22 protein-coding genes are annotated in these 21041 nt (G+C 61.3%); 11 read left to right on the plus strand and 11 right to left on the minus strand.

Translation table 11 applies throughout. The annotated features are described in order from the left end of the window. Positions 1-45: 45 nt before the first annotated feature. Entirely contained in the window at positions 46-1347 is a 1302-nt protein-coding gene (locus C4K39_RS10120; protein ID WP_068587840.1) for an MFS transporter, read from the minus strand. A 320-nt stretch (positions 1348-1667) separates the two neighbouring features. Between C4K39_RS10120 and C4K39_RS10125 the strand changes: the two genes are divergently transcribed. Together C4K39_RS10125 and sthA are read left to right on the plus strand one after the other, a co-directional pair. Next, on the plus strand, positions 1668-2648 hold the full coding sequence (locus tag C4K39_RS10125) for an FAD:protein FMN transferase (protein ID WP_437179381.1): 981 nt from the start codon (positions 1668-1670) through the stop codon (positions 2646-2648). A gap of 199 nt (positions 2649-2847) precedes the next feature. Next, entirely contained in the window at positions 2848-4242 is a 1395-nt protein-coding gene (gene sthA, locus C4K39_RS10130; RefSeq protein WP_031321327.1) for a Si-specific NAD(P)(+) transhydrogenase, read from the plus strand. 42 nt (positions 4243-4284) lie between these two features. Here the strand turns inward: sthA and C4K39_RS10135 are convergent, their stop codons facing one another. Both C4K39_RS10135 and C4K39_RS10140 read right to left on the minus strand, forming a co-directional pair. Further along, positions 4285-5007: a glycerophosphodiester phosphodiesterase gene (locus C4K39_RS10135; RefSeq protein ID WP_124346272.1), complete on the minus strand. Its 723-nt coding sequence runs from the start codon at positions 5005-5007 to the stop codon at positions 4285-4287. 47 nt (positions 5008-5054) lie between these two features. Further along, positions 5055-5642: a PilZ domain-containing protein gene (locus C4K39_RS10140; RefSeq protein ID WP_068587837.1), complete on the minus strand. Its 588-nt coding sequence runs from the start codon at positions 5640-5642 to the stop codon at positions 5055-5057. A gap of 94 nt (positions 5643-5736) precedes the next feature. Between C4K39_RS10140 and C4K39_RS10145 the strand changes: the two genes are divergently transcribed. The 3 genes from C4K39_RS10145 to C4K39_RS10155 all read left to right on the plus strand — a co-directional run bounded on the left by C4K39_RS10145 (position 5737) and on the right by C4K39_RS10155 (position 8994). Then, positions 5737-6987 carry a lipoprotein-releasing ABC transporter permease subunit gene (locus tag C4K39_RS10145; RefSeq protein WP_124346273.1) on the plus strand — a complete coding sequence of 417 codons (1251 nt, stop codon included), beginning with the start codon at positions 5737-5739 and terminating at the stop codon, positions 6985-6987. A gap of 7 nt (positions 6988-6994) precedes the next feature. Beyond that, positions 6995-7678, plus strand: coding sequence for a lipoprotein-releasing ABC transporter ATP-binding protein LolD (gene lolD, locus C4K39_RS10150; protein WP_164487274.1), 684 nt, complete (start codon positions 6995-6997; stop codon positions 7676-7678). A gap of 71 nt (positions 7679-7749) precedes the next feature. Next, complete coding sequence (locus C4K39_RS10155) at positions 7750-8994, plus strand: lipoprotein-releasing ABC transporter permease subunit (protein ID WP_068587831.1); 1245 nt, start codon at positions 7750-7752, stop codon at positions 8992-8994. Between the two features lie 36 nt (positions 8995-9030). On the opposite strand, the gene C4K39_RS10160 is transcribed toward C4K39_RS10155, so the two are convergent. Continuing rightward, on the minus strand, positions 9031-10392 hold the full coding sequence (locus tag C4K39_RS10160; protein ID WP_124346274.1) for a heavy metal sensor histidine kinase: 1362 nt from the start codon (positions 10390-10392) through the stop codon (positions 9031-9033). Continuing rightward, positions 10392-11072: a heavy metal response regulator transcription factor gene (locus tag C4K39_RS10165; RefSeq protein WP_068587827.1), complete on the minus strand. Its 681-nt coding sequence runs from the start codon at positions 11070-11072 to the stop codon at positions 10392-10394. Before C4K39_RS10165 ends, C4K39_RS10160 begins: the two co-directional genes overlap by 1 nt. A 157-nt stretch (positions 11073-11229) precedes the next feature. On the opposite strand from C4K39_RS10165, the gene copI reads away from it, so the two are divergent. Both copI and queF read left to right on the plus strand, forming a co-directional pair. Continuing rightward, positions 11230-11796: a copper-resistant cuproprotein CopI gene (copI, locus tag C4K39_RS10170; protein WP_124346275.1), complete on the plus strand. Its 567-nt coding sequence runs from the start codon at positions 11230-11232 to the stop codon at positions 11794-11796. 67 nt (positions 11797-11863) lie between these two features. Continuing rightward, a complete protein-coding gene (gene queF, locus C4K39_RS10175) occupies positions 11864-12694 on the plus strand; it encodes an NADPH-dependent 7-cyano-7-deazaguanine reductase QueF (protein ID WP_124346276.1) in 831 nt (276 codons plus the stop codon). A gap of 55 nt (positions 12695-12749) precedes the next feature. Here queF and C4K39_RS10180 read toward each other — a convergent pair whose 3' ends face one another. After that, complete coding sequence (locus C4K39_RS10180) at positions 12750-13013, minus strand: DUF4404 family protein (RefSeq protein ID WP_068587822.1); 264 nt, start codon at positions 13011-13013, stop codon at positions 12750-12752. A gap of 124 nt (positions 13014-13137) precedes the next feature. Continuing rightward, positions 13138-13758, minus strand: a complete 621-nt coding sequence (pcrP, locus tag C4K39_RS10185) for an HAD superfamily inactivated hydrolase PcrP (protein WP_068587820.1) — start codon at positions 13756-13758, stop codon at positions 13138-13140. 192 nt (positions 13759-13950) lie between these two features. Here pcrP and C4K39_RS10190 point away from each other — a divergent pair, with 192 nt between their 5' ends. Next, entirely contained in the window at positions 13951-14637 is a 687-nt protein-coding gene (locus C4K39_RS10190) for an MlaA family lipoprotein (RefSeq protein ID WP_068587818.1), read from the plus strand. Positions 14638-14704: 67 nt separating this feature from the next. Here C4K39_RS10190 and C4K39_RS10195 read toward each other — a convergent pair whose 3' ends face one another. Then, positions 14705-15001 carry a PilZ domain-containing protein gene (locus C4K39_RS10195; RefSeq protein ID WP_068587816.1) on the minus strand — a complete coding sequence of 99 codons (297 nt, stop codon included), beginning with the start codon at positions 14999-15001 and terminating at the stop codon, positions 14705-14707. A 273-nt stretch (positions 15002-15274) separates the two neighbouring features. On the opposite strand from C4K39_RS10195, the gene rssB reads away from it, so the two are divergent. Both rssB and rssC read left to right on the plus strand, forming a co-directional pair. Continuing rightward, positions 15275-16456, plus strand: coding sequence for a two-component system response regulator RssB (gene rssB, locus C4K39_RS10200; RefSeq protein WP_068587897.1), 1182 nt, complete (start codon positions 15275-15277; stop codon positions 16454-16456). Continuing rightward, positions 16456-16938 (plus strand): anti-sigma factor antagonist RssC, encoded by a 483-nt coding sequence (rssC, locus tag C4K39_RS10205; RefSeq protein WP_068587814.1) that lies wholly within the window; start codon positions 16456-16458, stop codon positions 16936-16938. The genes rssB and rssC overlap by 1 nt, the downstream gene beginning before the upstream one ends. A 71-nt stretch (positions 16939-17009) precedes the next feature. Here rssC and tal read toward each other — a convergent pair whose 3' ends face one another. The 3 genes from tal to C4K39_RS10220 all read right to left on the minus strand — a co-directional run bounded on the left by tal (position 17010) and on the right by C4K39_RS10220 (position 20288). Beyond that, entirely contained in the window at positions 17010-17936 is a 927-nt protein-coding gene (tal, locus tag C4K39_RS10210; RefSeq protein WP_124346277.1) for a transaldolase, read from the minus strand. A 178-nt stretch (positions 17937-18114) separates the two neighbouring features. Further along, complete coding sequence (gene dusA / locus C4K39_RS10215) at positions 18115-19125, minus strand: tRNA dihydrouridine(20/20a) synthase DusA (protein ID WP_124346278.1); 1011 nt, start codon at positions 19123-19125, stop codon at positions 18115-18117. Positions 19126-19400: 275 nt separating this feature from the next. Further along, complete coding sequence (locus C4K39_RS10220; RefSeq protein WP_124346279.1) at positions 19401-20288, minus strand: serine hydrolase domain-containing protein; 888 nt, start codon at positions 20286-20288, stop codon at positions 19401-19403. Positions 20289-20499: 211 nt separating this feature from the next. Between C4K39_RS10220 and C4K39_RS10225 the strand changes: the two genes are divergently transcribed. Further along, complete coding sequence (locus tag C4K39_RS10225; protein WP_068589243.1) at positions 20500-20982, plus strand: hypothetical protein; 483 nt, start codon at positions 20500-20502, stop codon at positions 20980-20982. Positions 20983-21041: the final 59 nt, after the last annotated feature.

Raw genomic sequence — 21041 nt, forward strand, 5'->3', positions numbered from 1 at the left:
GACTTGTCGGGGCGTTTTTGTTTGGGGCGATTGCCCGCGAAAGGTTTACCGAGCGCCGCCGGTCACGGTCGTCTGCGCGGTCCGCAGGGCATGGCGGTTGCCGTGGAACAGCACCAGGGTGGCGATCAGCCCCAGTACGGCAGCGCCGCTGAGCCAGATGCCGGGGGCTGCCTTGTTGTCCAGTATGTGGATCAGGTAGGTGCAGGCTGCCGGGGTGAAGCCGCCGAAGGTGGCGGTGGCCAGGCTATAGGCCAGGGAGAAACCGGTGGTACGGACTTCGGCCGGCATGATTTCGGTCAGGGCCACCACCATGGCGCCGTTATAGGAACCATAGAGGAAGGACAGCCACAACTCGACGATCAACAGGTGGCTGAAGCTGGGGTTGGCCACCAGCCAGGACAGCGCCGGATAGGCCGTGAGAATCGCCAGGATGGTGGCGCCCAGCAGCAATGGCTTGCGGCCGATCCTGTCGGACAGCGATCCCATGACCGGTAGCCAGAAGAAGTTGGACGCCCCGATGCATACCGTCACCAGCAGCGAGTCGAAATCGGACAGGTGCAATTCGGCCTTGCCGAAGGTCGGGGTGTAGGCGGTGATCAGGTAGAAGGACACGGTGGTCATCACCACCAGGGCCATGCCGGCGATGACGATGCCGAAGTTCTGGCCGATGGAACGCACGATTTCCTGCAGGGTCGGACGGTGCTTGCGCGCCTGGAACTCCGGGGTTTCCTCCAGGGAGCGACGGATCATGAAGATCGCCGGCACGATCATGCAGCCCACCAGGAACGGTACGCGCCAGCCCCAGTCGCCCATCTGATCGGGGCTCAACCAGTGGTTCAGGCCTACGCCCAGCAAGCCGGCGAATACCACGGCGGCCTGTTGGCTTGCCGATTGCCAGCTGACGAAGAAGCCCTTGCGTCCGGGGGTGGAGATCTCGGCCAGGTAGACCGAGACGCCGCCCAGTTCCACGCCAGCGGAGAAGCCCTGCAACAGGCGCCCGAGCAACACCAGCAGCGGGGCGGCCACGCCCAGGGTGGCGTAGCCTGGCACGCAAGCAATCAGCACGGTGCCGGCGGCCATCAGGACCAGGGTAATGATCAGGCCTTGGCGACGGCCATGGCGGTCGATGTAGGCACCAAGGAAAATCGCTCCCAGGGGGCGCATCAGGAAGCCAGCGCCGAAAGTCGCCAGGGACAGCATCAGCGAAGCGAAAGCACTGTCGGCAGGGAAGAAGGTCTTGGCGATCGCCGTGGCGTAGAAGCCGTAGACCATGAAGTCGAACATCTCTAGAAAGTTGCCGCTGACAACGCGAAAGATCGCCTTGCCTTTGCCCGTGGTCGTGGACATGTTTTTCACTCACTTTGGCTGTCTTGTTAGCATTCCCTGGTCATTACTCGTCCTCACTGCAAAGGCGGGGCACGGGGCTGCACGCTGAACAGTTTTGTAACAATATGTGTGTGGAAGGCATCAGGCAACTAAAACTCTTGGTCATCGCGCGATGGCTCTAGCTTGTGGCTTTGCCCTTGTCTTTGAGGGGAAGTGGATAGGTGAATGCCGTTCCGTCTGTCGCATAATGGCTTTTTGCTTGATGGGCAGGCCCTGCGGGTGGCCGTTCTGGAGGGATGACCTTGGCAGGTAGCAGGCAGTGGCAGGTACTGTGGGGTGTGATGGCGCTATTGGCTGGATGTGGTGCCGGGGAGCGTTTGGAAAGCATTTCCGGGCCGACCATGGGCAGCACCTGGTCGGTGCAATATGTCCGGCCTTCAGGAGGGCCGCAGGCAGCTGCGGTCAAGGCTGAGGTCGAGGCGATCCTGGCTGAAGTGGATCGCCAGATGTCCACTTATCGCAGCGATTCGGATATCGAACGATTCAATCGGTTGCCGGCCCATGCTTGCCAACCCATGCCCGAGCCGGTGTTGCAGCTGGTGCGGGTTGGCGAGCAGTTGTCCCGTGACAGCGACGGGGCCTTCGACCTGACGGTGGAGCCGCTGCTCGATCTCTGGGGCTTTGGTCCCCAGGGGCGGGCAGAGAAGATCCCGGACGCCGGAGCCCTGGCCGAGGTGCGGCAGCGCGTGGGGCATGGGCTGCTGCGCATCGAGGGATCGCAGTTGTGCAAGGAGGCGGCAGTGGAGGTGGATTTCAACAGCATCGCTGCCGGGTATGCGGTGGATCGTATCGCGGCGCGTCTTGGGGCACTGGGTATCACCAGTTATCTGGCCGAGGCCACCGGCGAACTCAAGGCGGTTGGGCGCAAGCCGGATGGCACGCCCTGGCGTATTGCCCTGGAGGAACCCCGGGATGACCGGCAGGTGGCCGAGCGGGTGATCGCCGTGGACGGCTATGGCGTTTCCACCTCTGGCGACTACCGTAATTACTTCGAGCAGGACGGCCAGCGCTACTCCCATACTTTCGATGCCAGGGCCGGGCGGCCCATTGCTCACAAGCTCGCTTCGGTAACGGTGGTTCATCCTTCGGCGCTGATGGCCGATGGCTTGTCGACGCTGCTGCTCATCCTGGGCCCCGAGGCTGGCTGGGACTATGCCGAAAAACAGGCGATCGCCGCGTTTTTCGTGATGCGTGCCGATACAGGTTTCGTCACACGCAGCAACCCGGCCTTCGACCGGTTGTTCCCGGGGCGGCCCAAGTGAGCCAATGAGGGCGCGCACGCTGTAGTGCAGGCAAAAGTAGCCTACGACGCGACCAAGGGTTAATGTGCGCGGCGTTGTCGCTTCTATAGACTGTGCCCGGGTTCGTAACCGAGCCAAATTGATCCTTCATGCCGCTGGCCGCGGCATGATTTAGCCGTAGGTGCCAGAAGGGCATCGCGGCCTGTTCTGAGGAGTACGCATGGCTGTCTACAACTACGACGTAGTGGTGCTGGGTTCAGGCCCCGCTGGAGAAGGTGCGGCGATGAATGCCGCGAAAGCAGGGCGCAAGGTGGCAATGGTCGACAGCCGTCGCCAGGTCGGCGGTAACTGCACTCACTTGGGTACCATCCCGTCCAAGGCCTTGCGTCACTCGGTCCGGCAGATCATGCAGTTCAACACCAACCCGATGTTCCGGGCCATTGGCGAGCCGCGCTGGTTTTCCTTCCCGGACGTGCTCAAGAGCGCGGAAAAAGTCATCTCCAAGCAGGTGGCCTCGCGTACCGGCTACTACGCGCGCAACCGGGTCGATGTGTTCTTCGGTACTGGCAGCTTCGCCGACGAGCAGACGGTCGAAGTGGTTTGCGCCAATGGCGTAGTGGAAAAACTGGTGGCCAAGCACATCATCATCGCCACCGGCTCGCGCCCTTATCGCCCGGCGGACATCGATTTCAACCATCCGCGTATCTACGATAGCGACACCATCCTCAGCCTTGGCCATACCCCGCGCAAGCTCATCGTCTACGGTGCCGGAGTGATCGGTTGCGAATACGCCTCGATCTTCAGCGGCCTGGGTGTGCTGGTGGAGCTGGTGGACAACCGCGGCCAGTTGCTCAGCTTCCTGGACTCCGAGATCTCCCAGGCCCTGAGCTACCACTTCAGCAACAACAACATCACCGTGCGCCACAACGAAGAGTACGAGCGGGTCGAGGGCGTGGATAACGGCGTGATCCTGCACCTCAAGTCCGGCAAGAAGATCAAGGCCGACGCCTTGCTCTGGTGCAACGGCCGTACCGGCAACACCGACAAGCTGGGCATGGAGAACATCGGGATCAAGGTCAATGGCCGTGGTCAGATCGAGGTGGACGAGAACTACCGCACCAGCGTGCCGAACATCTATGGCGCCGGTGACGTGATCGGTTGGCCGAGCCTGGCCAGTGCCGCCCACGACCAGGGGCGTTCCGCTGCCGGCAGCATCGTCGACAACGGCAGCTGGCGCTTCGTCAACGACGTGCCGACCGGGATCTACACCATTCCCGAGATCAGCTCGATCGGCAAGAACGAGCAGGAGCTGACCCAGGCCAAGGTGCCATACGAAGTGGGCAAGGCGTTCTTCAAGGGCATGGCCCGCGCGCAGATCGCCGGCGAGCCCCAGGGCATGCTGAAGATCCTGTTCCACCGCGAGACCCTGGAGGTACTGGGCGTGCACTGCTTCGGTTACCAGGCTTCGGAGATCGTGCACATCGGCCAGGCGATCATGAACCAGCCGGGCGAGCTCAATACCCTGAAGTACTTCGTCAACACCACCTTCAACTACCCGACCATGGCCGAGGCCTATCGGGTGGCAGCGTACGACGGCCTCAACCGGCTTTTTTGAGCGGCTCCGGCCGGTGGCCTGAGCCGGCCGGGGAGACCGATTTCAGTAATTCTCGAGGGTGGCGCTGGCCAAACCGGGAAAGTCTGTAATCAGGCTATCTACGCCGAAGTCGGCGAGCCTGCGCATCAGCGCCGGCTCGTTGACCGTCCACACTGACACATGCAGGCCCTGGCGCTGCGCCCGTTGCAGGCGTTCCGGGGTGCACAGGGTCCAGTTCAGCGCAAGCATCTGGCAGCCATAGCTCTGGGCGACCTTCAGTGGGTCGAGCCAGGCGTACTCGGCTACCAGTCCGCGGGACAGGTCCGGAGTCAGTTCGACGGCGGCCTTGAGGACCTCCCGGGAGCTCGAGGTGACGGTGACCTTGTCCAGCAGGCCGAAGCGCTGGGCCATTTCCCGGATCGCCAGTACGGTGGTGGCGGCACGGGTGCGCGAGGCGCTCTTGACCTCCAGCTGCCAGTGCTCGAAGTCGCATTTCTCGAACAACTCCTCCAGGCGCGGGATGGGGCAGGGGCTGACCCAGCCCGGGCCGCCCCGGCGTGCATCGTAGGTCACCAGTTCGGCAGCGGAGTGCTCCACGACCTTGCCGCGCCGGTCGGTGGTGCGCTTGAGGGTCGGGTCATGGATGACCATCAGTTCCCCGTCCATGGACAGGTGCAGGTCGAGCTCGCAGCGGCGTACGCCGTGCTTGAGGCATTCCTGAAAGCTGGTCAGGGTGTTTTCCGGCGCTTCGCCCTTGGCGCCGCGATGGCCATAGATCAGGGTCACAATTGCTCCTTCACGGATGTTGTTCCTTTAAGAGGGGTCAGGCGCGCTCATTGGGTGTCGGGAGTGTTCTGTTCCCGGGCCAGGCGACGTTGTTGGGCCTGTTTCTGCATGATATAGCGTGCCAACAGCTGGCGCTGGGCCTCGGTCAATGCTTCGAATTCGGTGCCGATTTCAAAGGTGCCGAAGCCCTGGGGCTCGCAGTGGGTGACCTTGGCTCGCAACAGCAGGCCCAGGGCCTGGGGCATCAGCAGCAGTTTCAGCGCCAGGTGGCTACCGGCCGGGTAGCTCTGGTGGTGGCCGAATTCGATGCCCCCCTCCGAGAGGATCACCCGTTGCGGCTCGCCGAACTTGCCGAGCACGGTCTGGGCCACTACCTGGCCGAGCAGGTCGATGCGCTTGTTCATGACCTTGAGGTAGCTGGCCAGGGTGCGATCGCGCTCGCTGACCTGGCGCAACAGGTGCTGGGATTCGAATTCGCTCAGGTGCAATTCACTGAGCAGATTGAACAGTGCGGACTCATCCTGCAACACTTCCTTGCTCGCCGCATCGTGGGCGGACAAGGGGCTAATTTCCAGTGCGATCGCGTCCTCGATACGGTAGTATTCGCGGCGATCTTCTTCATCTAATGTCGACATGGCGAACCCATGGTAGAGGCAGTGGTCTGAGTGTAAAGCTGCTTACCAGGCCCCGCCACAAGGACGTCTTCTTTTCCTCCGAACAAGCCCCGACATGTTCAGACCTCTGTTTGCTTTCATCGGCACGCGTTACACCCGTGCAAAGCGCCGCAATCATTTTGTGTCATTCATTTCCCTGACTTCGATGATCGGACTCGCCCTCGGCGTGATCGTGATGATCGTGGTGCTGTCGGTAATGAACGGCTTCGACCATGAGATGCGCACCCGCGTGCTGGGCATGGTGCCTCACGCCACTATCGAATCCGGCGAGCCCATCAGCGACTGGCAAGGCCTGGCCGCCAAGGTCAAGGCCAATCCCCAGGTACTGGCGGTGGCGCCCTTCACCCAGATGCAGGGTCTGTTGACCAACAACGGCCAGGTGCAGAAGGTGCTGCTCAATGCCATCGATCCGGCCCAGGAACGCCAGGTCTCGATCATCGACCACTTCATGCAGCAGGGGCAGCTCGATGCCCTGGCGCCCGGCAGTTTCGGTATCGTCATCGGTGACAAGGCCGCCAACAAGCTGGGCGTCGGCCTGGGTGACAAGCTGACCTTCGTCGCCCCGGAAGTCTCGGTGACGCCGGCTGGCATGTTCCCGCGCATGAAGCGCTTTATCGTAGTGGGCATCTTCCACGTTGGCGCCGGCGAGATCGATGGCTACCTGGGCCTGACCAACCTCCAGGACCTGGGGCGCCTGCACCGCTGGAAGCCGGATCAGGTCCAGGGCCTGCGGCTGAAGTTCGACGACCTGTTCCAGGCGCCGCGCACGGCCTGGCAGATCGCCCAGGAGCTGGGCGAGAACCATTTCTACGCCCGTGACTGGACCCGCACCCACGGCAACCTGTACCAGGCCATCCGCATGGAAAAAGCCATGATCGGCCTGCTGCTCTTGCTGATCGTCGCGGTGGCCGCGTTCAACATCATCTCGACCCTGGTGATGGTGGTGAACGACAAGAAAGGCGATATCGCCATCCTCCGTACCCTGGGGGCGACGCCAGGAACCATCATGGCGATCTTCATGGTCCAGGGCACGGTGATCGGTGTGGTCGGTACCCTGATCGGCGCCGTGCTGGGCATGCTCGCGGCGTTGAATGTCAGCGCTGCGATCGCCGGCCTCGAACGCCTGATCGGGCACAAATTCCTTAATGCCGACGTGTACTTCATCGATTACCTGCCGTCCCAGCTGATGGCCGAGGACGTGTTGATGGTCTGCGGCGCGGCGTTGGTCCTGAGTTTCCTCGCCACCCTGTATCCTGCCTGGCGTGCGGCGCGCACCCAGCCTGCGGAGGCGCTACGTTATGAGTGAGTTGGGCATGAGTGAAAAAGCAATCCTGAGCTGCCGCGACCTGGGCAAATCCTACGAGGAAGGTCCGGAATCGGTGGTGGTGCTGTCTGGCCTGCAGTTGGAGCTGCACCCGGGGGAGCGAGTGGCCATCGTCGGCAGCTCCGGCTCCGGTAAAAGTACCTTGCTCAACTTGCTGGGCGGCCTGGATACGCCTTCCAGGGGCAGCGTCTGGCTGGCCGGGGAGGAGCTTTCGGCCCTGGGTGAGAAGGCCCGTGGCCAGCTACGCAACCGCGCCTTGGGATTCGTCTATCAGTTCCACCACCTGCTGCCGGAATTCACCGCCCTGGAGAATGTCTGCATGCCGCTGCTGATCGGCCGTACACCGATCCCGGAAGCCCGGCAGCGGGCTACGGCGCTGCTGGAGCGGGTTGGTCTCGGTCATCGCCTGGAACACAAGCCCGCCGAACTGTCCGGTGGCGAACGCCAACGGGTGGCCATCGCCCGGGCCCTGGTGAACAAGCCTGGGCTGGTGATGCTCGACGAGCCTACTGGCAACCTCGACTCCCATACCGCCCAGGGCATCCAGGACTTGATGCTGGAGCTCAGCACCTCGATGCGCACCGCCTTTTTGGTGGTGACCCACGACATGAACCTGGCCCGGCAGATGGATCGCGTATTGCACCTGCAAGAAGGTCACCTGGTCGCAATCTGATGCGACCGCACGCGGCGTCGGTGGTTAGCCCAGCGGCGTCGGGTCATTAATTTTTCCAGGGTGCCTTGCCCATGTTCCGACCCTTATCGATCTTTATCGGCACGCGCTACACCCGCGCCAAGCGGCGTAACCGCTTCGTTTCCTTCATTTCCATGACCTCGATGATCGGCCTTGCCCTGGGTGTACTGGCGATGATCGTGGTGCTCTCGGTGATGAACGGTTTCCAGCGGGAAATGAGTTCGCGGATCCTTGGCATGGTGCCCCATGCGACCATCGTCGGGGTCAAGCCCATCGATGACTGGCAGCCGGTGGCCGCTGCGGCGCTGAGCAATCCACAAGTCACCGCGGCAGTGCCGTTCACTGAGATGGAGGGCATGCTGTCCTACAAGGGCGCGATGCAGCCGATCCAGATCAGCGGCATCGATCCGGCCCAGGAAGGCAAGGTCTCCATCGTCGCCCAGCATATCGTCCAGGGCAGCCTGCAGGACCTGAAGCCAGGCGAGTTCGGCGTGGTGATCGGCGAGATCACGGCCCGGCGCTTTCGCTTGAATGTCGGCGACAAGCTGACGCTGATCGTGCCGGAAGTCAGTAGCGCCCCCGGCGGTATCACCCCGCGCATGCAGCGCCTGAATGTGGTGGGGGTATTCAAGGTCGGTGCCGAGCTGGATGGCTCCATGGGCCTGATTCATGTGGCCGATGCCGCCGAAATGCAGCACTGGCAGCCGAACCAGGTGCAGAGCGTGCGCCTGGCGGTGAAGGATCTGTACGCTGCGCCGCAGGTTTCGGCGAGCATCGCCAAGGATCTGGGGGCGGACTTCAGGGCCGATGACTGGACCCATACCCAGGGCAGCCTGTTCAGCGCGATGAAGATGGAAAAGACCATGATCGGCCTGCTCCTGCTGATGATCGTCGCGGTGGCGGCCTTCAACATCATCGCCACCCTGATCATGGTGGTGAACGACAAGGGCGCGGATATCGCGATCCTGCGCACCATCGGCGCCACCCCGCGGCAGATCATGGCGATCTTCATGGTCCAGGGGACGGTGATCGGCATCGTCGGCACCCTGATCGGCGGCGTGCTGGGCGTCCTGGCGGCGCTGAACGTGAGCGAGCTGGTGGGGTGGCTGGAGCGCATCAGCGGCCAGCAGATCTTCAGCTCGGATGTGTACTTCGTCAGCAACCTGCCTTCGGAGCTGCAGGGCGGTGACGTGGCGTTGATCTGCAGCGCCGGGTTCATCTTGAGCTTCCTGGCCACCGTCTACCCGGCCTGGCGCGCTTCCAAGGTCGAGCCGGCCCAGGCGCTGCGCTACTCCTGAGTCGTGAACCCCTGTGCTGCGAGGGTGGCACAGGGGTCAGGTGTTCTTCGGGAGCTCAATCACGAAGCGAGTCCAGCCCTGGCCCGATTCGCAATGGATCTGCCCGCCATGGGCCCTGACGATCGATTGGGTGATGGCCAGCCCCAGCCCGGCATGCTCACTGCTGCCTTCGCGCCGCGCCGGATCGGCCCGGTAGAAGCGATCGAACAGGTGCGGCAGGACTTCCTTGGCGATACCTTCGCCACTGTTCTCGATGCTCAGGCACAAATCCCGAGGCCTTTCGCTGATTTGCACCTTGACCCAGCCAGTGGCTGGAGTGAAGCGCAGGGCGTTGTCCAGCAGGTTGGACAGGGCCCGGCGCAGCATGCTGCGGTCCCCGGAAATCTGGGCACTGCCCTCGCGGCTGAGGTGGACTTGCGCGTCCTCGGCCAGGGGGCCGTAGAACTCCAGCAGCACGTCGGTCTCATGGGCCAGGTCGAGCATTTCGCGTCGAGGGGCCAGTAGACCGTGGTCGGCCTTGGCCAGGTACAGCATGTCGTTGACCAACTGTGCCATCCACTGCAGTTCTTCGAGATTGCTGTGCAGGGCTTCGCGGTAGTCCTCGATAGGCCTGGGCCGGGTCAGGGTGACCTGGGTGTGGGTCAAGAGGTTGGACAGCGGCGTGCGCAGTTCATGGGCGATGTCGGCGGAGAAGGCCGAGAGGCGCTGGAACGACTCGTCGAGGCGACCGAGCATGGCGTTGAAGCTGCCGGCCAGTTCCGCCAGCTCGGCCGGCATCTGCTCTGCCGGCAAGCGCTGGGTCAGTGAGCTGGCGGAAACTCCGGCGGCTACCACACTCATGCGCCGTAACGGACGCAGGCCACTGCGAGCGGCCCAGGCGCCCAGCAGGGCGGTGGCCAGGGCTGACAACCCTACGGTGAGCCAGATCAGGTTCTGCATGCGTTGCAGGAAATGCTGGTGATGGGTGATGTCGAGCATCAGGGTCAGCCTGGGGGAGCTGGCTTGGCCGGGAACCAGCGCCGCGTTGTAGATCCGGTAGGCGGTTCCGGCCAGGTCCAGGCTGTGCAGGCCAGCTGGGGTGGGCAGTGGGGTGTCGAGCGGGGGCAGGGTGTCGAGCCAGGCCTGGCCGTCGGCGCCGTCGATTCGCAGTGCCAGGTCTGGTTGATGGCGCAGTTCATCCTGCAACCTGGCCAGGTGCTGGGGAAAGTCAGCCGCCGTGGTGACATCCTGCAATGCACTGCGCAGGGCGATCAGCTTGCTGTCCAGCAGTTGTTGGTCCAGCTCGATGAAGTGCGCCTCGCTGGCGCGGCTGAACAGTACCCCGGCCAGCAGCGACACCACGGCGGTACAGGCCGCGAACAGCAGCGCCAGGCGCCCGCTCAAGGACAGGCGGCGCATCAGGCCTGGCGCTCTTCGAGCACATAACCCATGCCGCGCACGGTATGGATCAGCTTGTTGGGGTAATCGTCATCGATCTTCAGGCGCAGGCGGCGGATCGCGACTTCGATGACGTTGGTGTCGCTGTCGAAGTTCATGTCCCAGACCTGGGAGGCGATCAACGACTTGGGCAAGACCTCGCCCTGGCGTCGCAGGAGCATCTCCAGCAGGGCGAACTCCTTGGCCGTGAGGTCGATGCGCTGGTTGCCACGTTCCACCCGGCGGCGGATCAGGTCCAGGCGCAGGTCGGCCAGTTGCAGGCTGGTTTCCTGGGTGGCGCTACCACCACGACGCAGCAGGCTGCGCACCCGGGCCAGCAACTCGGAGAAGGCGAAGGGCTTGACCAGGTAGTCGTCGGCGCCCAGCTCCAATCCGTGCACGCGGTCCTCAACGGCATCCCGGGCGGTGAGGAACAGCACCGGTATCTCCAGGCCGGCGCTGCGCACCGCTTGCAGTATCTGCCAACCACTGCGGCCGGGGAGCATCACATCAAGGATCAGCAGTGCATAGTCGCCGGTCAGGGCCAGATGCTGGCCGGTGGTGCCGTCCGCCACCAGTTCGGTATTGAAGCCGGCTTCGCTCAGGCCCTGGCGCAGGTATTGGCCGGTCTTGGGTTGGTCTTCGACGATCAGTAGCTTCATGGCAGGACTCTTGGCATATGGAACCCCGGCTTTATACCTTGCAGGGGCGTTGCACAGGTAAAGCTGACAAAGTTGTAATCTAGCTGTCAGCCAGCCGGCAGCAGCGGGGCCCTAAAGTTTGACACAAGCTCGATTCCGTTCTTGTTGGGGTTTGATAATGAGTATGCAAAGTGTGTTGTTGCAAAGCCGTTCCTTTCTTGGCGGCTGCCTGATGTTGTTGGCTACGCCGCTGTGGGCGTCGCCAGCGGCGTCCTATGACTTTGGCCAGCCGGCTCCGGCGAACAAGGCCACTCGCAGCATCGAAGTGGTGATGGGGGACATGTCGTTCACCCCCAAGGCGCTGGAGGTCAAGGCTGGCGAGACGGTGCGATTCGTACTGGTGAACAAGGGGCAGTTGCTGCATGAGTTCAACCTGGGCGATTCGGCGATGCATGCCCGGCACCAGCAGGAAATGCTGCAGATGCAGCAGAGTGGCATGCTGACTCCCACCGGTATGAAGGCCATGGAGCACGGCTCGATGGATCATGCCTCGATGGGGCATGGCGCCATGCCCGGGATGGCCCCGGGCATGCAGCACGACGATCCCAATAGCGTGCTGGTGGAGCCGGGCAAGCAGGCCGAGCTGACCTGGACCTTCAGCAAGAGCGGTAGCCTGGAGTTCGCCTGCAATATCCCAGGGCACTACCAGGCCGGGATGGTGGGCAAGTTGACGGTCAGTCCGTAGGCTCCTGGGGCTCAATGGCGGAGCAAAGGCTGTTAGAATCCGCTGATTCTTCAGTCAGGTTTCCGCCATGCATCCCGCAGCCGAACATTCGCCGCTGGGCAAATCCAGTGAATACATCTCCACCTACACACCCTCGTTGCTGTTCCCGATTCCTCGGGCAGCGAAATGGGCCGAGCTGGGCTTGAGCGCCGAGACCTTGCCTTACAAGGGGGTGGATTTCTGGAATTGCTTCGAGCTGTCCTGGCTGTTGCCCTCGGGCAAGCCGGTGGTGGCCATCGCCGAGTTCAGTATTCCCGCCGACTCGCCGAACATCATCGAGTCCAAGTCCTTCAAGCTGTACCTCAACTCGCTGAACCAGACGCCGTTCGCCGACCGGGCCACGCTCGAAGCGACCCTGGGCAAGGATCTTTCGGCTGCCGCGGGCAAGCCGGTGGGCGTGCGGGTCCGCAGCTTGGGTGAGGTCGAGGCGCAGGGGTTGGTGGCGCTGCCGGGCGTGTGCATCGACGACCTGGATATCAGTGTCGACAGCTATGAGCATCCGCGTCCCGAGCTGCTGCGCTGCGACAGCTCGCAGGTGGTGGAGGAAAGCTTGCACAGCCATCTGCTCAAGTCCAACTGCCCGGTGACCAGCCAGCCGGATTGGGGCAGCGTGGTGGTGCAATACCGTGGTGCGGCCCTGGATCACGCCAGCCTGCTGGCCTATCTGGTGAGTTTCCGCCAGCACTCGGACTTCCATGAGCAGTGCGTGGAGCGGATCTTCCTCGACCTGCAGCGCCTGCTCAAGCCGCAGAAGCTCACTGTCTATGCGCGCTACGTGCGCCGCGGCGGGTTGGATATCAACCCTTACCGCAGTACCGAAACGATGGATTTCACCAACCAGCGCCTGGTACGCCAGTAAACGAAAAGCCCCGCCATCATGGCGGGGCTTTCGCTTGAGCTTGATCGTTGGTCGATCAGATGCCGATGTTGCCCAGGGTCTGGACGATGTTGCGCAGGGTTCCGGCAATGGCGGGATGTTCCAGTTCGAACCGCTCCACAGCCAGGTTGACACCATCGGCGAGGCTGGCGTCATGGGTGCTGCTCTCCAGCTTGAGCTGCACTTCGATCTGTTGCATCAGCTCCTGCAGGTTCTCGCGTTCGGCGGGCGAAAGCGGTGGGTTCTGTTCCAATTGCTCGCGCAGGGTGTCGAGTTGTTCTTGCAGTTCGCGGGCAGGCATGGCGTTCTCCCTTCATTGATAGGCACAGGGATGGACCGCGAGCCAGGGTCAAAGGTCCATGCCCCCAGGATTTAGAGTAATCCACTCGCCAACGCCGTGCATGATCCTGATCAACGGGCTTATGTCAGGGTTTTTCACCCTTGAGCCGGCGCAGCTCGATATCCGCCAGGCAAGTATTCAGGTCGCCCAGGTGATCGATCACCGAGTGCACGCCCAAACCGAAGAGTTGCATCGTCGCCTTGCCCCGCTTGAGCTCGCGCTCCTGCTGGTCCAGTGCCTGCCATTCACTGGGCGTCATGCCGCACAGGGAGCCGCAGGATGCCAGGCCGATGGTCCAGAGCCCGGCATTGAGCCCCGATTGCAGCAGGTGTGGTTCACCGCTGACCAGGACGCAACCGTCCAGGCCTTTGACCTTGAGTGCCATCAGTGCTTGCCAGCAAGCATCCGGGGCGGGCCAGGGATTACAGGCGTTCGGCGCTGGGTGGATCCATTCCGGCAGGGAGGCGCTCAGGTGGCGGGCCTGGGCCGGGGAGAGCTGCTCGAGCCAGGCGCAGGGAATGCCTCGCTGGCGCAGGTGGTGCAGGGTGTCCAGCGCGCCAGGGGTGGCCAGGGCTTGTTCGGCTGTAGGTTGCATGGAGGATTGCAGGCGCAGGCGGGCGCCGAAGTCCACCAGGCAGCCGCTGAGCCCGAAAAGCACTGCTGTCAGGGGGCGATGGGGGAGGCCCGAAGGCTCGGCGTGGGGCATGGCAGCGTCCTTGAAATACTCTCCAAAACTAGTTGGAGAACATGACATGCAGGTTACAGGGAGGTGAACGCCCCGGCCGATTTGCTCGGGTCGCTTGCGTCGGTACTGCCTAAACGGCTTCTTCCGCTTTATACTCCTGAGCCTAACCTCTGGGCATGCCCCACGAGAGAACAAGCCAAGGAGTTTCCCGCGATGCGCTGGAGCCGTTATCTAGTTCCACTATGTATGAGTGCCGGTGTGACACTGGCTCCCCTGGTCGCCCAGGCAGCCGAGGAAGATCCGTGGGAAAGCGTCAACCGCCCCATCTTCACGTTCAACGATACCGTGGATACCTATGCCTTGAAGCCATTGGCCCAGGGCTACCAGGCCGTTACGCCACAGTTTCTGGAAGATGGCATCCACAACATGTTTCGCAACATTGGTGATGTCGGCAACCTGGTCAACGATATCCTCCAGGCCAAGCCCAATGCCGCGGGTGTCGACACCGCACGGCTGTTGATGAACACCACCCTGGGTGTGGCCGGCTTCTTCGATGTGGGTACCAAGATGGGCCTGCAGCGCAATGATGAAGATTTCGGCCAGACGCTCGGCCATTGGGGGGTCGGCAGTGGCCCCTACGTGATGCTGCCGTTGCTGGGGCCTAGCACCTTGCGCGATGCGCCGGCCAAGTATGTCGACAGCTACACCGCTCCTTATCGCTACATCAACGATATCCCGGCCCGTAACATCACCATGGGCGTGAATGTGGTCGATACCCGTGCCAGCCTGCTGGCGGCGGACAAGTTGATTCGTGGCGACAAGTACACCTTCATTCGCAATGCGTATCTGCAGAACCGCGAATTCAAGGTCAAGGACGGCAAGGTCGAAGACGATTTTTAAGTCTGCGTAGTTCTTGCTGGAAACAAAAAAGGCGGCCATTGGGCCGCCTTTTTCATTGAGCAGAGGTTCACTTCATTTTAAGGATTGTAAGGCCAAGTTTCTGGCCGCTCTCAGATGGCTTGACCCATACCACTTCGGTGTCCGCTTCAAGGCCGCTGAGCGCCGCATGCTCCGAATCGATGCGTACGCTTAATTGATCGCCGACCTGGAACGAGCGAGGCGCCTGGACCTGCATGCCGCCGCTGGAAAGATCGATGCAAACGGCTTCGATCACCTGCCCTTGGTGAATCAGCGTGATTTCGGCATCCACCCGCATCCGGATGTAATCGCGCTTTTCACTGTAGTCACGCTGGTTCTGATTCATGGCTCCATCCTACGATTGAGTTGCGGTTCCAGGGGTTTTTATAACTCTCGGTGATTTGCCGTGTAAAGACGTCAAGCGACCATCGGCATGAGCTTGAAACGCCCCGCGGATGGGAGTACCGTCTGCGCCTTAGAAGGGCACCTCTGATGCTCGGGCGTGCAGGACTCAAGGTCCTGGCCCTGTTCGGAGTGGCTAGAAAGCGAATCCAGTAGCGTGCGTCGGGCCTTGGGCCATGCCACCTACGCCAACCTAATTCTGGCGCCGTTTGCCCACATGCAAAAAACCAGTGCCACGCTGCTGATAATCGATGACGACGAAGTAGTACGCGCGAGTCTCGCGGCCTATTTGGAAGACAGTGGCTTCAGCGTACTGCAGGCCGCCAATGGCCAGCAGGGTCTCCAGGTATTCGAGCGTGACAAACCCGATCTGGTGATCTGCGATCTGCGCATGCCGCAGATGGGCGGTCTCGAGCTTATCCGTCAAGTGACCGAGCTGTCGCCGCAAACCCCGGTGATCGTGGTGTCGGGCGCGGGCGTGATGAACGACGCGGTCGAGGCCTTGCGCCTAGGTGCTGCCGACTACCTGATCAAGCCCTTGGAAGACTTGGCGGTACTTGAGCATTCGGTACGTCGCGCCCTGGACCGTGCGCGCTTGCTCCTGGAGAACCAGCGTTACCGGGAAAAACTCGAAGCGGCCAACCGGGAGCTGGAGGCGAGTCTCAATCTGCTCCAGGAGGACCAGAACGCAGGTCGCCAGGTGCAGATGAACATGCTGCCCACCAGCCCCTGGTCGATCGATGCCTTCCATTTCGCACACCAGATCATCCCGTCGCTGTACCTGTCGGGGGATTTCGTCGATTACTTCCGTGTCGACGAACGTCGGGTGGCGTTCTATCTGGCAGATGTTTCTGGTCATGGCGCATCTTCGGCTTTCGTCACGGTACTGCTGAAGTTCATGACCACGCGCCTGTTGTTCGAATCCAAGCGCAATGGCACGCTACCGGAGTTCAAGCCCTCGGAAGTCCTGGGCCATATCAACCGCGGCCTTATCAGCTGTAAGCTGGGTAAACACGTCACGATGGTCGGTGGAGTCATCGACGAGGAGACAGGTTTGTTGACCTATAGCATTGGCGGGCATTTGCCGTTGCCGGTGTTGTATACACCAAGCAGCGTGCGTTACCTGGAAGGACGTGGCTTGCCTGTAGGGCTGTTCAACGAGGCAACCTACGAGGACCACGTCCTGGAGTTGCCGCCGGTGTTCAGCCTGACGTTGATGTCCGATGGCATCCTGGACCTTTTGTCCGAGCCTACACTCAAAGAGAAAGAAGCAGCCTTGCCTGAACGGGTGAAGGCAGCGGGCGGCAGCCTGGATGGCCTGCGGCAAGTTTTTGGATTGGCCACGCTAGGGGAGATGCCGGATGATATCGCCCTGTTAGTGTTGAGCAGGAACCTTTGATGAGTACCGGTAGAATCCAGTTCGCCGAGCAGGACGGCACCTTTGTCCTGAAATTCGTCGGTGAAGTGCGCCTGACCCTCTGTTCGGCGCTGGATGCGACTATTGAGCGGATCTTCACTGCGCTGAACTTCTCGGCGATCGTGATCGATCTGACGGAAACCCGCAGTATCGACAGCACCACGCTGGGCTTGCTGGCCAAGTTGTCGATTCTTTCTCGGCAGAAGGTCGGCCTGCTGCCCACCGTCGTCACCACCCACGAAGACATTACCCGGCTCTTGCAGTCCATGGGTTTCGATCAGGTGTTCAATATCGTTGATCGCCCGATCCCCTGTCCTGAGTGCCTGACCGACCTACCGTCCCAGGATCAATCGGAGGAGGTAGTGCGGATCAAGGTCCTGGAGGCCCACAAGATTCTGATGGGGCTCAATGACTCCAATCGTGAAGCCTTCCATGATCTGGTGAACGCCCTGGAGCGCCACTGATCGATAGAAATGCCGGGTATAAAAAAAGGGCGAACCATCAAGGTTCGCCCTTTTTTATACGTGCTGCCCGATCAGAGCTTGGCGCTGAGCAGGGCCTCGAGTTTTTCCTGGTCGCGAGCGAATTGACGGATGCCTTCCGCCAGTTTCTCGGTGGCCATCGCATCCTCGTTCGACGCCCAGCGGAACTGCGCTTCGTTGAGGCTCTGGCGTGCTTCGCCGGTCTTGCTCGGGCTCAGCTTGCGCTCCAGCTTGCCAGTATCGGCCGCTAGTTTTTCGATCAGGTCCGGGCTGATGGTCAGGCGGTCGCAGCCTGCCAGTTGCTCGATCTGATTCAGGTTGCGGAAGCTGGCGCCCATGACCACTGTCTTGTAGTCATTGGCCTTGTAGTAGTTGTAGATTCGAGTCACCGACTGCACGCCTGGGTCGTCCGCGTTGGTGTAGTCGTTTCCAGTCGCCTTCTTGTACCAATCGTAGATCCGGCCCACGAACGGCGAAATCAGGAACACCCCGGCATCGGCGCAAGCCACGGCCTGGGCAAAGGAGAACAGCAGGGTCAGGTTGGTTTGGATGCCTTCGCGCTCCAGTTGCTCGGCAGTACGGATACCTTCCCAGGTAGAAGCGATCTTGATCAGCACTCGATCGCGGCCCACACCGGCTGTTTCGTACAGGTCGATCAAGCGATGAGCGCGTTTGAGCATGGCCGTGGTGTCGAAAGACAGGCGAGCATCGACTTCGGTGGAAATACGGCCCGGGATGACCTTGAGGATTTCTTGGCCGACGGCCACACCGAAACGATCGCTGGCCAGGCCAACATCGCCTTTGCAATCACTGACGCTGGCGTTGAGCAGTTCGGCATAGCCTGGAATAGCCGCAGCCTTGAGCAGCAGCGATGGGTTGGTGGTGGCGTCTACTGGCTTGACTCGGGCAATTGCGTCGAAGTCTCCGGTATCGGCCACGACGGTGGTGATTTTCTTCAGTTGTTCCAGCTTGGAAGTCATGAGCGTGCTCTGTCCTATGGGTCCGATGACATTACCCGAGCGCCGACGAGCGCTCAAGGGCGCGAAATACTTGCAGAAGCCCCAAAGGCTACGGCCGGAACATGGCCGTTTGAAGGTTGGGGCGCTATCCAGATAAATACGATGCCAAAAGCTGGATCAGGTTCAATTGAACCGATACCTAGCGTCCTTCGAGCAGTTGGCCGGCCTGGTCCAGCAGGGCAAGCGGATCTTTGCTCTTGTGGATGTCCACTGACAATAGCTGACGAAACTTGCGTGCCCCTGGAAAACCGGTGCCCAGCCCCAGGATATGGCGGGTGATGTGATGCATGGCGCCACCGCTGGCCAAATGCTCGGCAATGTAAGGTCGCAGTTGCGCCAACGCTTCGGCGCGGGAAATCACCGGTGCTGTGCTGTTGAACAGCTGTTGGTCCACTTCGGCCAGCAGATAGGGGTTGTGGTACGCCTCACGGCCCAACATCACCCCATCGAAGGTCCGCAGATGCTCATGGCAGGACTCGAGGGTCTTGATGCCACCGTTGAGGATGATCTCCAACTGCTCAAAGTCAGCCTTCAATTGCGCCGCCACGTCATAGCGCAGGGGCGGGATTTCCCGATTTTCCTTGGGTGACAGGCCTTCGAGGATCGCGATCCGGGCATGCACGGTAAAACTGGTACAGCCCGCTTCGTGGACCTGCCCTACGAAATCACGCAATTGCTCATAGCTGTCTCGCCCGTTGATGCCGATCCGGTGCTTGACCGTCACCGGGATCGATACCGCATCGCGCATCGCCTTCACGCAATCGGCCACCAGGGCCGGATGCCCCATCAGGCACGCACCGATCATGTTGTTCTGCACCCGGTCGCTGGGGCAGCCCACATTGAGGTTGACCTCGTCATACCCGTGCTCCTGGGCCATGCGCGCGCAGGCGGCCAGGTCCGAAGGCGTACTGCCCCCCAGCTGCAAGGCCAGGGGATGCTCCGACTGGTGGTAGCGCAGGAAGCGCTCATGATCGCCGTTGAGCAAGGCCCCCGTGGTGACCATTTCGGTGTAGAGCAGGGTGTGCTTGGAGAGAAGGCGCAGGAAGTGACGGCAATGGCGGTCCGTCCAATCCATCATCGGCGCAACGCTAAACCGCCGGGACAGCGTAGGGCTTGAGTTTACTGGGGCTGTAGCTGAATTCTGGACCATTTTGCTCTACGTGTTTAAGGCGTGTTCTGGGGCGTTTTCAGGTGTTCTTTAGGTGTTGGTGGTACGACACACCACCTAAGGAACTGGCATGTAGCACTTTCGATAGGGCGACTTTCTGGGCAGGAAAGCTGGCAGATGGGCTGCGAGCTGCACGGCTCAGGTCCGCATCAAACGAAATGGACGGCAAGTTTACCAAGAGAGCCGCAGCTTCGCCCGAAAACAGATGGCCCAGCCCTGGTGCGCGCTCAAGTGGGTAGGGTGCAGGGATGAACGATTCAGCAAGCTTGCCCCAGGGCTTGTATCAGCTGTCCAGCCACGAAGGTTTCTACCGCGCCTTCGCTGGTGCCTGTTGCAAAGGCCGCACAGCAGGCCGATGTGGCGCCATCGCGGACTCGATAGACCGCGATCACGCTGCCAGGTCCGCAGCCTGTGTGCCCACTAAGGGAAAAGCCGCCTTCAATCGAACCCTGCATAACCCCCAGGCCATAGCCAGGCTCGATCCATGGTCGCCCTGGAATCGGACCGCCGAGTGCTCGAGTGGCCTGCATTTCCTTAAGCAGATCCGCGGAGAAAAGGTACTCGCAAAGCAAGCGATCCAAGAAGAGCGCCGCTTGCGAAATCGGGCCGACCAGCAGGCCGTGATAAACCCAGGCGGGGTCATAGTTCGATGTGCTCCCCGAAGCCGTTGCCTGTAGGTCTGCGGGTGTCTTGGCGAACCGAACATTCGACAGCCCCAGAGGCGCCAGGGCGCGTTGAGTGACGGCATCATCCAGTTCCAGGTCAGTCATGCGTTCAATCAACCTGCCAACCAGCAGATAGCCAACATTCGAGTATCTCCAATGGGTTCCGGGGGCATATCGAAGTCGCAGACCATCAAGGCGTTGCATCATTTCAGTTGCTGGCCAAGGTGATTCATTGTTGGCAACAGCGGCGTGATACTCCACCAGCTCGCCATAGTCGGCGAGGCCGGCCTCATGTCGCAGTAGCTGGCGCAAGGTGAAAGCGTGACCGGCAATAGGGGCGTCCAGCTCCAGCAATCCATCACGCACCAGTGACAGGGCTGTCGCCGCTAGAACTGTTTTCGTGAAACTCCACCAAGGTGCGATCAGATCTGAGCGATCAGGCGTTGCAGGCTTACCATTCGAGATGAGCGAACTGAGCATGGGGTTCCTGGGTATTGAGCGGTTCTACAAGATACCTCCATTGATTCCCATTGGCTCGAATCCGCTATCCAGCCATGGTCCTGGCAGCGAGCAAGGTATTGGGCCCATCCTCGATGTGGGCTGGCGGCACTTGGCTAGCATGGACGCCGTGTTTCAGCTGAGCCAGAGTTTCGTGGTTTTCCCTACGCCACATGCACAAGGAGTGAATGTCATGCCTTCGATCAAGCTCGCCGCGCTGACCATGGCCGTTCTGGCTCTCACGGCCTGCGCCGTGCCTGGTAAAAGCAGCAGCCAGGACAATGAGATCAATATCGCCGCGCAACGGCTGATTGGCCAGCCAGCCAAGAAAGCCTTCGAATTGTTCGGCAAGCCCGACCAGGGGATGGGGCCTTCGTCCTATGGCAGTGGTGGTTTCTATGCCTGGAACCGGGTGCAGACCCATCTGGGGCCCGACAAGGTGTTCGTGCAGACTGGCAGCGAATATGTCGGCCAGCGCGAAACATGGGTTGGGGTCGGTGGCCAGGGTGTGGCTGGCGCGATGCCGGTGAGCAGCGAGGCGGTCTATCGCAAGACCGGTTATTACGAGAACCAGACCGTGCTGGATTATTTCTGCAGCATCACTCTGTATACCGACAGCAAGAACATCATCACCAACGCCAGCGTAATCGATTGCCAGGATCGCCAGCGGCGCTAGGTATGGTACGGAAAGTACCGTCGTAGGCGTGCTGCATGCCGGCGAGCAGCGTAGTGGCT

This window comes from Pseudomonas sessilinigenes, from assembly GCF_003850565.1.
Lineage (GTDB): Bacteria > Pseudomonadota > Gammaproteobacteria > Pseudomonadales > Pseudomonadaceae > Aquipseudomonas > Aquipseudomonas sessilinigenes.

What these genes read in the sequence shown, in the direction of transcription:
- C4K39_RS10120 (WP_068587840.1), bottom strand. Translation starts at nt 1,347, where the DNA reads ATGTCCACGACCACGGGCAAAGGCAAGGCGATCTTTCGCGTTGTCAGC.
- C4K39_RS10125 (WP_437179381.1), top strand. Translation starts at nt 1,668, where the DNA reads ATGGCGCTATTGGCTGGATGTGGTGCCGGGGAGCGTTTGGAAAGCATT.
- sthA (WP_031321327.1), top strand. Translation starts at nt 2,848, where the DNA reads ATGGCTGTCTACAACTACGACGTAGTGGTGCTGGGTTCAGGCCCCGCT.
- C4K39_RS10140 (WP_068587837.1), bottom strand. Translation starts at nt 5,642, where the DNA reads ATGTCGACATTAGATGAAGAAGATCGCCGCGAATACTACCGTATCGAG.
- C4K39_RS10145 (WP_124346273.1), top strand. Translation starts at nt 5,737, where the DNA reads ATGTTCAGACCTCTGTTTGCTTTCATCGGCACGCGTTACACCCGTGCA.
- lolD (WP_164487274.1), top strand. Translation starts at nt 6,995, where the DNA reads ATGAGTGAAAAAGCAATCCTGAGCTGCCGCGACCTGGGCAAATCCTAC.
- C4K39_RS10155 (WP_068587831.1), top strand. Translation starts at nt 7,750, where the DNA reads ATGTTCCGACCCTTATCGATCTTTATCGGCACGCGCTACACCCGCGCC.
- C4K39_RS10160 (WP_124346274.1), bottom strand. Translation starts at nt 10,392, where the DNA reads ATGCGCCGCCTGTCCTTGAGCGGGCGCCTGGCGCTGCTGTTCGCGGCC.
- C4K39_RS10165 (WP_068587827.1), bottom strand. Translation starts at nt 11,072, where the DNA reads ATGAAGCTACTGATCGTCGAAGACCAACCCAAGACCGGCCAATACCTG.
- copI (WP_124346275.1), top strand. Translation starts at nt 11,230, where the DNA reads ATGAGTATGCAAAGTGTGTTGTTGCAAAGCCGTTCCTTTCTTGGCGGC.
- queF (WP_124346276.1), top strand. Translation starts at nt 11,864, where the DNA reads ATGCATCCCGCAGCCGAACATTCGCCGCTGGGCAAATCCAGTGAATAC.
- C4K39_RS10180 (WP_068587822.1), bottom strand. Translation starts at nt 13,013, where the DNA reads ATGCCTGCCCGCGAACTGCAAGAACAACTCGACACCCTGCGCGAGCAA.
- pcrP (WP_068587820.1), bottom strand. Translation starts at nt 13,758, where the DNA reads ATGCCCCACGCCGAGCCTTCGGGCCTCCCCCATCGCCCCCTGACAGCA.
- C4K39_RS10190 (WP_068587818.1), top strand. Translation starts at nt 13,951, where the DNA reads ATGCGCTGGAGCCGTTATCTAGTTCCACTATGTATGAGTGCCGGTGTG.
- C4K39_RS10195 (WP_068587816.1), bottom strand. Translation starts at nt 15,001, where the DNA reads ATGAATCAGAACCAGCGTGACTACAGTGAAAAGCGCGATTACATCCGG.
- rssB (WP_068587897.1), top strand. Translation starts at nt 15,275, where the DNA reads ATGCAAAAAACCAGTGCCACGCTGCTGATAATCGATGACGACGAAGTA.
- rssC (WP_068587814.1), top strand. Translation starts at nt 16,456, where the DNA reads ATGAGTACCGGTAGAATCCAGTTCGCCGAGCAGGACGGCACCTTTGTC.
- tal (WP_124346277.1), bottom strand. Translation starts at nt 17,936, where the DNA reads ATGACTTCCAAGCTGGAACAACTGAAGAAAATCACCACCGTCGTGGCC.
- dusA (WP_124346278.1), bottom strand. Translation starts at nt 19,125, where the DNA reads ATGGTCCAGAATTCAGCTACAGCCCCAGTAAACTCAAGCCCTACGCTG.
- C4K39_RS10220 (WP_124346279.1), bottom strand. Translation starts at nt 20,288, where the DNA reads ATGCTCAGTTCGCTCATCTCGAATGGTAAGCCTGCAACGCCTGATCGC.
- C4K39_RS10225 (WP_068589243.1), top strand. Translation starts at nt 20,500, where the DNA reads ATGCCTTCGATCAAGCTCGCCGCGCTGACCATGGCCGTTCTGGCTCTC.